We start from the raw sequence: 12625 nt of genomic DNA, 5'->3' as shown, positions 1-12625 counted from the left end.
GCCTGGGCGAGGGTCGGCCGGCCGCCGCCGCTCCCGCCGACCACCTGGGCGACCGCCCGCACCACCCGCACGGCATCCAAGCCCCGCTCGACGAGGTCGGGGGTCACCGCCGCCACGAAGCTCGGCCGGCCGCCGATCACCGAGGCCAGCACGATCACCCCGTTGGTCCGCACCCGCTCCCGGAACCAGTCGGTCATCTCCCGGAGCTGCTCGATGTCCCCGACCCGGCTCTGGGCGGCCAGCACCGTGACCTCCCCCACCCGCTCCGCGCGGCGGAACATGTCCTCGAACTCCTGGCGGGCGACCTCCCGGCGCAGCCGCGCCAGCTCCTTCTCCAGCGACTGGATCCGATCCAGAAGGTCCAGGACCTTGCGGTCCACCTCCTCGGGCCGGACCTCCAGGTAGGTGGCGGCGTGGGTGAGGCGCCGCATGCGATCCTGGATCAGGCGCACGGCCTCGCGGCCGGTGACCACCTCCAGCCGGCGGACGCCCGAGCCCACGCTGCCCTCGTAGGTGATCACGAAGGCGCCGATCTGGGAAGTGTTGTAGACGTGGGTGCCGCCGCACAGCTCCGCGCTGATGGGCGGCTCGTCGGGCCACCCGATGCGGACCACCCGCACGATCTCGCCGTACTTTTCACCGAACAGGGCCATGGCGCCGCTGGCGATGGCCTGCTGATAGGGCTCGTAGCTGACGTTCACCGGGTAATCCATCAGGATGGCCGTGTTGATGTCGTAGACGATGGCGTCCAGCTCATCCTGGCTGAGCATGGCGCCGTGGGTGAAGTCGAAGCGGAGCCGGTCGGGCGCCACCAGGGAGCCCGCCTGGACCACGTGGGAGCCCAGGAGGGAGCGCAGCTCCGCGTGGAGGAGGTGGGTGGCGGTGTGGTTGCGCATGATGTCCCAGCGGCGCTCGAAATCCACCACCGCCCACGCCGGATCCCCCACCCGGGGATGGCCGGACCTCACCCGGCCGACGTGGACGATGAGGCCGGGGATCGGCTGGCGGGTGTCCTCCACCTCGATTTCCCATAGCGGGTCGCCGCCGCCCTCCGGGTAGCGGGCGATGTGGCCGATGTCGCTCACCTGGCCGCCGCTCTCCACGTAGAAGCAGGTGGCCGGGAGGACCACCTCCACCCGGTCCCCCGGACGGGCGACCTGCACCATCTCCCCGTTCACCAGAAGGGCAGCGACCGTGGTCTCCCGTTCGGTCCCGCTGTACGGATCGTATTCCACCCCCTGATCGCCCACCAGGCCTTTGTCCTGAAGGGCCGCCAGCAGCCGGCGGTACCGGGCGAGCTGCTCCGTGTCCAGCTCGAAGCGCTCCGCCGCCCGGGCCCGCTCCCGCTGCTGGGCCATCGCCCGCTGGAACCCCGCCTCGTCCACCACAAAGCCCCGCTCCCGGGCCACGTCCCGGGTGATCTCCAGCGGCAGGCCGTACGAATCGTAGAGCCGGAAGGCCTCCTCCCCGGGCACGATCCGATCGCCCCGGGCGGCGACCCCTTCCAACACCTCCTCCAGCCGCGCGAGCCCCAGGTCCAGGGTGCGCAGGAAGCGCTCCTCCTCTTGGGTCAGGGTGCGCAGGATGTGCTCCCGACGGTCGACCAGCTCCCGGTAATGGCCGCCCATCTGCTCGATCACCGCCTCGGCGACGCGGGCCATGAACGGCTCCTCGAAGCCGATCTTGCGGCCGAAGCGGGCGGCGCGGCGGATGATCATCCGCAGCACGTAGCCCCGGCCGACGTTCCCCGGCAACACCCCATCGGCGATCAGGAAGGAGGCCGCGCGGGTGTGGTCGGCGATCACCCGATAGGCGACGATGTGGGCCTTCATTTCCTCGCTGGTATGGCCGCGCACCTCCCGCGTTCGCTCCATAATGGGGACGAAGAGGTCCGTCTCGTAATTGGAGAAGACCCCCTGAAGCACGGCCGCCAGGCGCTCCAGGCCCATCCCCGTGTCCACCCCGGGCCGGGGGAGCGGGACCCGCGTGCCGTCGGCCCGCTGATCGAACTGCATGAACACCAGGTTCCACAGCTCCAGCCAACGATCGCACCCGTTGTCCAGGGCCACGCTGCAGTTCGGGTCCCCGCAGGTGCAGTACTCCGGCCCCCAGTCGTAGTGGATCTCCGAGGTCGGCCCGCAGGGGCCGGTGTCCCCCATCATCCAGAAGTTGGTCTTATCGCCCATGCGGAAGACCCGCTCCGGGGGGACGCCGATCTCCTCCACCCACACCCGGTAGGCTTCGTCGTCGTCCTGGTGCACCGTGAAGACCAACCGCTCGGGGTCCAGGCCGTAGACCTGGGTCAGGCACTCGAAGGCGTAATGGATGGCCTCCCGCTTGAAGTAATCGCCGAAGGAGAAGTTGCCCATCATCTCGAAGAACGTGTGGTGGCGCGGGCTGGGGCCGACGTTCTCCAGGTCGTTGTGCTTCCCGGAGACCCGCATGCATTTCTGGACGGAGGCCGCCCGCTTGTATGGGCGGGTCTCCAGGCCCAGGAAAACGTTCTTGAACTGGTTCATCCCCGCGTTGGTGAACAGCAACGTAGGATCCCCCACGGGCACCAGCGACGAGCTGGGGACAACCGTGTGGCCCCGGGCGGCGAAGAAATCGAGGAAAGCCTGGCGGATCTGCCCGCCGCTCATCCGGATCGGATTCCGCTTTTCCATAGCCTTCCCATCTCCCCAAGTGGAGGTTCGTTCGGTCAGGCGGGACGTCCCCATCCCCTCTTTCTAACCTGCTGTGCTGTATCTCTAAATTTTATAGCATTCGATCCGGTTCGATGTAAAAACAAACGAGCGCAAGACGCGCCCCCGCCGCAGCGCTGTTCGCCGTCGGGCCCGTGAGCCTTCCCAACCCTCAGAGGCCAGGAGGAAACGAAAGGATCAGGACCGCTGTTCCCAAGAACAAAACGGGCGCTCAAGCGCCCGACCACGAACAAAAACCTCGTTCGTAGTAGAGCACTTCAGCGCCCGTCATAAGCGTCAGACGAAGAACGAGCCCCCATCCATCGGACAGTATACGAAAGCCCCCTCTCACCCATCGGACACCAGGACGAACCGGAGAGCCGCGACCGGTGTTCGCGATCAGAGCGCGACCGGGGAACGGGGGCTTCAACGCTCGATCTCCCGGCGGCCCCGCGCCCCCGAAGGGGTGGGGGCGATCCTCTCCCTGCACCGAACGCTCACACGCGTTTTTCGTAGCCGCGGTGGCTCAAGCGGGGATCCAGGGCATCCCGCAGGCCGTCCCCCAGGAGGTTGAAGGACAACACCGTGAGCATGATGGCCAGGCCGGGGAAGAACACCAGATGCGGCGCGTTGAAGACGCTGTTCCGCTCCTCCCCGAGCATCAGCCCCCATTCCGGCTTCGGCACCTCCGCCCCAAGCCCCAGGAAGGAGAGCGCCGCCGCGTCGAGGATGGCGGTGGCGATCCCCAGGGTGCCCTGGACGATCAAGGGGGTCAGGGCGTTGGGGAGGATGTGAACGAAGAGCACCCGGACCGGGGAGGCCCCCACCGCCCGGGCCGCCATCACGTAATCCAGCTCCTTGACCGTCAACACGCTCGCCCGGAGGATTCGCGCATAAACGGGGATGGAGACGAAACCGATGGCCAGCAGCGCGTTGATGAGCCCCGGCCCCAACACGCTGACGATGGCGATCGCCAACAACAGGCTGGGGAAGGCCAGGATCACATCCATCACCCGCATGATCGCATTGTCCAACCACCCCCCCGCGTACCCCGCGATCGCCCCCAGCAGCCCTCCCACGATGATCGCGAAGGTGATGGTGGCGAAACCGATCTGCAACGACAGCCGGGAGCCGTAGATCACCCGGGAGAACAGGTCCCGGTTGTTGCCGTCGATCCCGAAGAGATGCTGCGGCTGATCCGGCGGGCAACCCAACAGGTGAATGCAGGGCGGGGCCCGACGCTGCACGTTCGGCAACGGCTTGATCGGGTCGTAAGGCGCGATGACATCCGCGAAGACCGCCGCGAAGACCATCAGGCCCAGCAGGAAAAGGCCCACCTGCGCGGACCGATGGCGGATCAGGCGGCGCAGCGCCTCGATCGTCGGCGAACGCCGGGGTGCGACCAGCTCTCGGGTCAAGGGCGGCGCAATCGCACTCATCGTCTCTTATCCCTCGAAAAACCGGATATTGTAGGGGCGCCCCCACGGCCCAGCGCTTCGCCCCTTAATCCAACCGGATCCGGGGATCCAGATAGGCGTAAGAGAGATCCACCACCAGGTTCACCAGGGCGAACATGATCGCCACCGCCAGGGTGAACCCCTGCACCACCGGATAATCCCGGGCGAGGATGGCCGAGACCAGCTGGGTGCCCACCCCCGGCAAGGCGAACACCGTCTCCGTGAGCACCGCCCCCGAGAGGAGGCTGCCGGCCTGCAAGCCGACCACGGTGACGATCGGGATCATGGCGTTGCGCATCGCGTGGCGGGCCAGCACGATGCGCTCCCCCAGCCCCTTCGCCCGCGCCGTCCGGATATAATCTTCCCCCAACACCTCCAGCAAGCTGGAACGGGTCATCCGCGCGATGATGGAAAGCGGGATGGTTCCCACCGCCACGGAGGGAAGGATGAGATGGCGCAAGGCGTCCCAGAAGGCGGCGAGGTTCCCAGTGACCAGGCTGTTCAACAGCGCTGAGTTCGACAGGAAGATCAGCATCACGCGCGGAAACCCCTCGATGTCCTCCAGGCCCCAGGTCCGAGCGAGGGGCGGCAGCGTCAGCCCAGGGGAGAGGCGCCCGGAGGGTGGGAGGAACAACGGCGTGTCTTTGAACACCAACGCGAACACATACGCCAGCATCAGGCCCAGCCAGAACACCGGCATGGAAACCCCGATGTTGGCCAGGACCATCGTCACCACGTCGATGGGGGAGTTCTGATGGATGGCGGAGAGGATCCCCAAGGCGATCCCGAGGGTGGTGGCGAAGAGGATCGCCCCGATGGTCAGCTCGATGGTCATGGGCAGCCGCTCGGCCAGGATCACCGCCACCGGCCGCCCGGTGCTGATGGAGGTCCCCAGATCCCCCTGGAGGATCTGGATCGCATAGCGGGCGAATTGAACCGGCAGGGGGTCATCGAGGCCGAAGCGCTGCTTGAAGGCCTCGCACTGGGCCTTGGTCGCCCGCTCCCCCAGCATCACGAGGCAGGGATCCCCCGGGATCAGCCGGACCATCACGAACACCACCAGGAGGATCCCGAAGAGGACCGGGACCATCGCCGCCAGCCGACGGAGAACGTAGCGCGACATCGCTAGATCATTCGCTCCACTCAGGCTTTGCCTCTTATTTTACCAATTCGGATTATGGCTCTGCGATCGAAATGGAGGAGCCGCCAAATCCACCATAGCGCCTCAAAAACGCCTCCCGTGAGATCCAGAACTGAACCCGCTCCAGGCGATCGAAGCGCTTTCCCCGCAAACTGGACGGGTTATACGTTCGCATGAGCAACCAGACATAGAAGTCATCCGCCTGATAACGCAACCGCCGCCACCCACGGGCTTCCCGCTCCAGGAGGACCAGATCAAACCCCAAATCGCGGATCAGTTTCCGCGTTGGATCCGCCATGGAGGTCTCCCCCCGAAGGGCTCGGATTCGTGAGAGCTCCGGGTGATCCTCCAGCCATCGGGCCATCAGCCGGAGGGAGGCCACCAGGCGCCGATAAAACCGAAGGCTCCACGCCAGGTCAGGACCTTCCGGGGGCATGCGGGGGATCCGCTCGTTCCATAGATGGAGCTCGATGATCGGGTCCCCTCTCCGGATCCACGTTCCGTCGGAGAGCAGGAGATCCTGTTCGGCAAAACCCAGCGCCGCGCGAAGCAGGCATCGCTCATCCGCCGTGAACTCCTGGACCCGATGGGCCCTCCGAAGCACGGGGTCCAGCCGATGGACGAAGGCCTCGATGAGGGATTGCATAGCTCAGCGTCCCCTCGCGATCAGGGTGACGCCGAGGACCACCAGCGCCGTCCCCACCCATTTCCAGAGCCCGATCGGCTCATGGAAGATCAGCCAGGCGGTGAAGACCTGAACGCTGGCGAAGCCCAGCCCCATCGTGAGGCTCACGGCGACGTGCACGGGGAGCCAACGGAGAAGGGCTGTATAGGTCAACACGCTGAGGAAGCCGGAGAGGTTGCCCAGGATCTGCCATGCCAGAAAGGCCAAGGCCGTCCCGCTCTCCGCCGATCGTTTGAACCCGATGTTCGCAACGACGACGAGACATTGATAGAGCAGAACGAGGAGAGGGATCCAAGCTGGATGCAGGGAGCTCGGCATGGGCCACCTCGATGGGATGGATCCGGACGGAGCGCACCGCCATCCCCGAGAGCGGATCGAGGGTCAGACGTTCGTTGGCGCATCTTCCGGGTGCTGGGACCATCGTCGTTGCCATTCCGCAAGGCGTCGCAGGGCTTCCAGCCGCTCCCGATCCCCCAAGCGGGCCCGCTCCACGGCCTCGTGAAGGATCCGGATGGAGCGATCGTACAGCGCGCGGTCCACGGGGAAGGGATGCCGATCTTTCCCCCCATGGGCGAAGGCGAAACGCGCGGGGTCGCGGAAGGAGAGCGGCGTCCCATAAAGCAGCTCCGCCAGCAGGGCCAGGGCGCGGATGGTCTTGGCGCCCACCTGCGGAAGGCCCAGGAGCTCCGAGAACGAAGCGGGCTGGGCCTCGTAGGTCTTCACGAAGATCGAGGCGAGGTGGTCCGGATGGATGTCCCGGAGCAGGATCTCGTGGTGGGGTGGGAGGCGCAAGCGTTGGAGACGCTTGAGCTCCTGAAGCAGGCGCCACGGCTTCTCGCGGGAGAGCTCGGCCACCGCCCGGCGGGCCTCCTCCGCCTCCGCGGCCACCATGTTCAGGGGGTGCGTTTGTTCATCGCAGCAGACCGCCGCGTGGGGCTCGCGGACGAAATCGACCAGCGTTTCGCTCAGCCAGTGATACCGGCGGGCGTAGCGGTTGCCCGGGTTCATCCCCTGCTGGATCACCGCCCACCGCCCCTCGCGGTCGAAGACCATCACGTGGTGATAAATCTGATAGCCGTCCTGCAGCGCGTGGTTGTCGACCTTCGCGGCCATCCGGCTGGCGTGGATCAGCGGGGCCGGATCGGCCTGGAGGTGCCGGGAGGCCGCCTCGATCTCCTCCGGCGTCCGACGGGAGACCTTCCCCTTCCCGCCCGCAACGAAAAGGCCCAGGTCCCGGCCGACGTCTTTCATCGCCTCCTTCAGGGCGCCGCAGACCACCGTGGTCACCCCGCTGGAGTGCCAGTCGTAGCCCAGGAGGCACCCGAAGGCCTGGAACCAATACGGGTCGCTCAGGCGGCGGAGCACCTCGGCCGTCCCGAACTCGTCCACCAGAACGGTCACGATCTCCCGGGCCAGGGCGGTCATCCGCACGAACAGCCAGCGGGGAGCCCGACCGGTATGCAAAGGAAGATCCGCAAAACCCGTGCGCGGCATCCGCCACCCCCTTTCACGGCCCCGAAGCCGGAGGCGGTTCTCCCTCGTGCCGTCGATAAAAGAGGAGGTGCGTGCTCCCGTAATCCCGGCGATCCGCCAACCGCAGATGGCGGAGCGGGACCTCCTCGAACTCCCGCGGGTGGATCTGGACCACCGCGGTCCCCTCCGGGGCGAGCCATCCCGGCCGCTCATCCAGGAGCTCCAGGGTGCGGCGCCACCAGCCCCGGTACTGGGGCGGGGCGATGTAGATCAGATCGAAGGGGTGGGGAGGCCCCGAACGCAGGAAGGCGAACACGTCCGCCCGCACCACCCGGGCCCGGTCCGCCAGGCCGGTCCCCTGCAGGTTCTCCCGGAGCACCCGGATCGCCCGGGGATCCTTGTCCACGAACACCGCCTCCGCGGCCCCGCGGCTCAGGGCTTCGATGCCCACGCTGCCGGTTCCCGCGAACAGATCGAGCACCCGAGCCCCGGCCACCGCTGGCCCGAGGATGTCGAAAAGGGCCGTCTTCACGCGATCGGTGATCGGTCGGGTGCCGGGGCCCGGGAGGCTCTTCAGCCGGCGGCCCTTCGCGGAGCCCGAGATCACCCGCATCAATGCCCCCAGTCCCGAAGGTACCGGAAATCGATCCCCACCGTGCGGGAGGTCAGTTTCGCGATGATCGGCGTCCGGCGTTTGAACTGGGTGTCGCGGACCATCTGCCACAGGCGGCGCACGGTCTCCCCGTCAAACCCCAGCGCGATGACCTGCTCCAAGGTCATCCGCTCTTCCACCAACAAGTAGAGGATGCGATCGGCCTCATCGTACGTCACCCCCAGCTCCCCCTCATCGGTCTGGCCCAACCAGAGGTCCGCCGTGGGGGGTTTGCGGACGATCTCCTCCGGCACCCCGACGGCCCGGGCCAGCTGGCGGACCTGGTTTTTGTACAGGTCCCCTAAGGGGGCCAGGGCGTACGCGCCGTCGCCGTAGAGGGTGAAGTAGCCCAACAGGATCTCGGTCTTGTTGCTGGTGCCCACCACCATCCCGCCCCAAGCGGCGGAGAGGTCGTAGAGGATGATCATCCGCATCCGGGCCATCACGTTGCCCCGCCGCCGGGCGTCCATATCGGGGAACCGCTCGAAGAGCGGCTCCACCATAGGGGTGATCTCCACCGTCTCCGAGGGCACCCCCAGCTGCTCGATGACCAGATGGGCGTGGAGCAGGCTGTCGGGGGAGGAGGTGCGATAGGGCATGCGCACCGCCAGGACGTTCTCCGGGCCCAGCGCCTCGGCGGCCAGGAAACAGGTCAGCGAGGAGTCGACCCCGCCCGAGAGGCCGATCACCGCCCGCTTCATCCCGAACTTGGTGATCTCATCCCGGATGAAGCGGACCAGCACCCCGCGCACCAGGTCCGGATCGATCCGCATCCGGGCGTCCACCCACTCCCGGACGCGCTGGGGATCCAACATCCCGTTCTGCTCGATGAGCTTCCAGGTCCGCATGCGCCCTCACTCCCCGATGATTTGAACGATGATCTCCCGCCGGCGGGGGCGGACATCGAAATCCACCAGGACGATCTGCTGCCAGGTCCCAAGCAACAACCGGCGATCCTGAAACGGAACGGTCAGGGAGGGACCGAGCAGCGAGGCCCGAAGGTGGGAATGCCCGTTTTGATCCCCCCACCGAAGATTATGACGGTACTCCCGCGCGGCGGGGATCGCCTCCTCGAACCAACGCTGGAGGTCCTCCACCGCCCCCGGCTCGAACTCCATCGTGGTGACCCCAGCGGTGGAGCCCGGGACGAAAACCGCCACGATGCCCGCCTTCAGGCCGGAGCGGGCCACCGCCTCCGCCACCTGTTCCGTTAAGTCCACGACGTGGTTATTCCCGTTCGTCCGTACCGTCAAGCGCTCGGTGACCACCATCTGCCGACTCCCATTGCAACCCGTTGGGCCTTCAAGCGAGCTCCTGATCGTCGGGATCAACGCGCTCATCGATGGATGGCGACGATGCGCCTTCGGGCCCCATCCACTCCAGCCGCCCCAGCGTCAGCAGGCTCTCCAGATCCTCTAGATCCTCGGGGCGATACCGTCGGAACACCTCTCGAACCGCATCCACCTGATCGGAAGCGGCCATACCCAGCATGCGGGCGATGTCCGCCAGGTCCTGCATTCGTCCCGCCTCGAACTTCATCAGGATTAAGTAGGGCAAAGGCAGGATCGGAAACCCGGCCGCATCCCGGTTCCCCTGAGCCGCTTGCAAAGCGGGCTCCGCCCATGGAGCATTGAGCTCCAAAACGTCCACGCTCACCCCTTCTGGGGAAACCCAAGCGGCACCGACATACCGGAACCCCGCCTGCTGCAGACGGCCACGGACCTCGGATGCGTCTTTCTCCAGAACGGCGATGTCCAGATCTTGGGTGGCCCGCTCCGGCATGTAGTGGCGGGCCGCCAGGGCGCCGACCACGGCCCATGGGATCGGGCCTAGGATCGCCGCGAGGTTGGGAAGGGAGGGCATAGAAGGCCTCCTCCGGATCAGCTCCCAACGACTTCCCGTCCCCGGGCGGGCCCGCTGAAGGGCCATCTGGATCAACGTCTTGCGGATCAGGGTCCGGGTATCCATAGGATCCTCGGAACAGCAGGGCGATAGGGCCTTCGTCCTCAGGAGTTCCGTCGCTTGATATCTATTCGTGGAGTCGGGTCACCCATAGCCCCGGACGCTCGCTAGACAAAGCAACAAGCCTTGAGATGACCTCAAGGAGAGAACTGGGCCTGCATATCCAGCGGAGCCATCTGGAACCAGGTGTTGCCGGGCTTCAACGGGATGGGTTTCCCGTTGGCGTCGACGAAGCGGAGCATATCCTCCCGCCGGAAGCGCTGCCATTGCCCTTCAAACATCCGGCCGTCCCGGAAGACCTGAACCCGGCCGCTTCCCCAGATCTGGATCTCGATGGAGAGGCTTCCCAGCCGGTCCTCCACGATGTCGGTGGTCTGATGGTGCGCGTAGACCACGACCACGTTCGCCGCGGAGAGCTGGCGGCCGGTGAGGGCGTCCATATGGGGCTGTCCGGCCGTCCAGCGGAGCCAGCGGCCGGACCCCGGGTCGTAGCGCCAGGTGACCGGCTCCACGCGGTAGGGGATGATCAAGGTCGAGACCGGCCGGCCGCCCGCCGGGGGCTGTTCCGCGAACACCATCCCCCGTAGGTCCTGCCGCCCGTTGATCCCGCGGCGGGTGGCCTCCGCCCAGAGCCGACGGGTGCTGGTGAACAAAGTATGCTCCAAGGCCACCCCCTCCCGAGGGATGCGCCAGAAGACCGGTGCGCCCACCCCGAAGTCTGGGCTCAGGGCGCGCTCGATGAAGTCCGAGGCGCGGATCCGCGCGTTGACCCCGGCGCTGGCGCCGGAGTAGGCGAGGATCGCCTTGAACATGGCCGGGATCTCCAGGTCGATCAACCGGGCGCTGCGGACCGAGCCCACCGGCTCCGCGTCCTGGCTCAGGTAGATCGCCGTGAAGCGCGTCACCCCGCCCTCGGCGTAATGCTCGAAGACGATGTCCGCCAGATCCACCCCGGATTGCGGCCGGACCACGGGCGGATAGTTCGAGATCTTGATGGCCAACGGGCGCCGGTTGAGCACCGAGGGATCCGGCACCCGGAGCCCGGTCAACGGGTTCACGTCGGGCGGGAATTCCTCCATCGTTTCCGCCGCATGGACCGTGGGGGTTGGCGGAGGTAGGGGTGTGGGTGTGGCAGCCCTCTCATCGACCGCCAGGGGCGGCGGCATCGTCGGGGTGGGGGGCCGCGGCCCTTCCGAGGTCGGACGGGGCCCGCAGGCGGCCATCAGCCATATCCCCACCATCAGAGTTCGAAGCGTCCATCGTCCCATCGCAGCGCGCTCCGCTTTCCGAAATCCAACCGCAAGTATAGCACGGCCTGGAGCGAGGCGACCCTTCCACGATGGGGCGAGCCGGCCGTGGATCGCGAGGATCCCACCAACCGAGCGCTGGGGGTTCACATCGGCGCTTCCGGTCGAAGACGTACTGGCCCGCTTGGTCGCAGTCCTGGCGGTCAATAGACCTGTCGCACAAATCGGCTGGGGGATGCTTCACGTTCAGACCTCTCCTCGTGGAGGGCCAGCCGTGTTTCGCGTGAAGATCCTCTGACAGCAGCCCCAGCGGTTTCGATCCCCCACGGGCTGAATGTTGGACGAGTTCGAAGAAGGGTTCGCCCCGTCCGGCCATCGCAGGAGCGAGAGGGACTGTGCTGTCCGGCCCGCCGCGTGGTGGCGATCGAGCGGTGTCCCCCGATGTGCACGGAAGGACTTACCGCCCATGTGGCAACCATCGCTTCGCCCTTTCCGACAATGAACGCGGATGGGACCGCTGCCCACCGGGCCCCGGCCGGACAGCCGGGATGGGAGCCGAACGCCCGCAGCGGGTCCATCAACGCCTCCCTCGGCTCCGCTCCGATCTCCGGAAAGACTCCCATGGGGCCCGCCTGGTGGGTCCGCCCCCCGTCCCTTCCTCACGGTTCTGCGCATCGCTGCCTGATAGCTCTCTTGTTGACTTTTTCTAAACCATATATCCCCCTTTTCCTCACCCCGGTTAATTACGCTGGCAGCGATGCGCTTAAACTTGGACGACACCGGATGACGACAAGAGGAACGGGTCCCGATGGGCTTCCACCCCAACCTACGCTCAGGAGGTGGAAAGCCATGGGCCCGCACAAAGCGTTTGGCCACCATCCGGATGGCCCGGCCAGGGAACAGGTAGGCCAAGGCCCCATCGTCCTCCACAGCCGGAAAGACCGGCTCCACCGATGCACCCTCTGTGGCAAGACCTTCAGTCGCCCTGCACAGATTGAGGGCGCAATGGGTCACCAGACCAAGCTTCAGCGCATACCTACCCACCAATTTGTCCTACTCCGACCAAAGGAGGCACATTGAATGTCAGCTCAACGTTTGCGTTTGATCGCTTTCTTGTTGACCGCATTGGCTGCCCTCGGGCTGGTCCTGACCGGCTGTGCTACCACGCCAGCCGCGGTGACCATTCCCCGGATCGTCATCAAGGCCACCGACTACGCCTTTGACGCTCCGGCGCAGGTGAACGCGGGCCTGATCTCGGTCAGGCTGGAGAACGATGGCCAGGAGTTGCACCAGGCACAACTCGCACGCCTGCAGGATGGCAAGA

General features: G+C 66.5%; 11 protein-coding genes and 1 pseudogene. 1 reads left to right on the top strand and 11 read right to left on the bottom strand.

Translation table 11 applies throughout. The features are described 5' to 3' along the window. The 11 genes from alaS to ACFMO5_RS00590 all read right to left on the bottom strand — a co-directional run. On the bottom strand, positions 1-2666 hold a 2666-nt coding region (gene alaS / locus ACFMO5_RS00640; protein WP_376790839.1), incomplete at its 3' end, for an alanine--tRNA ligase. Between the two features lie 515 nt (positions 2667-3181). Next, positions 3182-4123: an ABC transporter permease gene (locus ACFMO5_RS00635; protein WP_376790838.1), complete on the bottom strand. Its 942-nt coding sequence runs from the start codon at positions 4121-4123 to the stop codon at positions 3182-3184. A 64-nt stretch (positions 4124-4187) separates the two neighbouring features. Next, on the bottom strand, positions 4188-5264 hold the full coding sequence (locus ACFMO5_RS00630; protein ID WP_376790837.1) for an ABC transporter permease: 1077 nt from the start codon (positions 5262-5264) through the stop codon (positions 4188-4190). A 52-nt stretch (positions 5265-5316) separates the two neighbouring features. Next, positions 5317-5928, bottom strand: a complete 612-nt coding sequence (locus tag ACFMO5_RS00625) for a hypothetical protein (RefSeq protein WP_376790836.1) — start codon at positions 5926-5928, stop codon at positions 5317-5319. 3 nt (positions 5929-5931) lie between these two features. Beyond that, positions 5932-6285, bottom strand: a complete 354-nt coding sequence (locus ACFMO5_RS00620) for a hypothetical protein (RefSeq protein WP_376790835.1) — start codon at positions 6283-6285, stop codon at positions 5932-5934. Between the two features lie 63 nt (positions 6286-6348). Then, a complete protein-coding gene (locus ACFMO5_RS00615) occupies positions 6349-7461 on the bottom strand; it encodes a DUF763 domain-containing protein (protein WP_376790834.1) in 1113 nt (370 codons plus the stop codon). Positions 7462-7474: 13 nt separating this feature from the next. Further along, on the bottom strand, positions 7475-8053 hold the full coding sequence (gene rsmD / locus ACFMO5_RS00610; RefSeq protein ID WP_376790833.1) for a 16S rRNA (guanine(966)-N(2))-methyltransferase RsmD: 579 nt from the start codon (positions 8051-8053) through the stop codon (positions 7475-7477). After that, positions 8053-8865, bottom strand: coding sequence for an NAD+ synthase (locus ACFMO5_RS00605; protein WP_376790840.1), 813 nt, complete (start codon positions 8863-8865; stop codon positions 8053-8055). The genes rsmD and ACFMO5_RS00605 overlap by 1 nt, the downstream gene beginning before the upstream one ends. Positions 8866-8946: 81 nt before the next feature. Continuing rightward, positions 8947-9363 carry a secondary thiamine-phosphate synthase enzyme YjbQ gene (locus tag ACFMO5_RS00600; protein WP_376790832.1) on the bottom strand — a complete coding sequence of 139 codons (417 nt, stop codon included), beginning with the start codon at positions 9361-9363 and terminating at the stop codon, positions 8947-8949. 31 nt (positions 9364-9394) lie between these two features. Next, positions 9395-10060, bottom strand: coding sequence for a hypothetical protein (locus ACFMO5_RS00595; RefSeq protein WP_376790831.1), 666 nt, complete (start codon positions 10058-10060; stop codon positions 9395-9397). A 131-nt stretch (positions 10061-10191) separates the two neighbouring features. Next, positions 10192-11322, bottom strand: coding sequence for a DUF3048 domain-containing protein (locus tag ACFMO5_RS00590; RefSeq protein ID WP_376790830.1), 1131 nt, complete (start codon positions 11320-11322; stop codon positions 10192-10194). A gap of 1059 nt (positions 11323-12381) precedes the next feature. Here ACFMO5_RS00590 and ACFMO5_RS00585 point away from each other — a divergent pair. Then, a pseudogene (locus tag ACFMO5_RS00585) lies at positions 12382-12625 on the top strand (hypothetical protein); the annotation flags it as partial.

The sequence above is a fragment of the Thermoflexus sp. genome (assembly GCF_042408365.1).
GTDB lineage: Bacteria > Chloroflexota > Anaerolineae > Thermoflexales > Thermoflexaceae > Thermoflexus.
The sequence above is the reverse complement of the archived record's forward strand: the minus strand, read 5'-3'. Positions and strand labels throughout refer to the sequence as shown.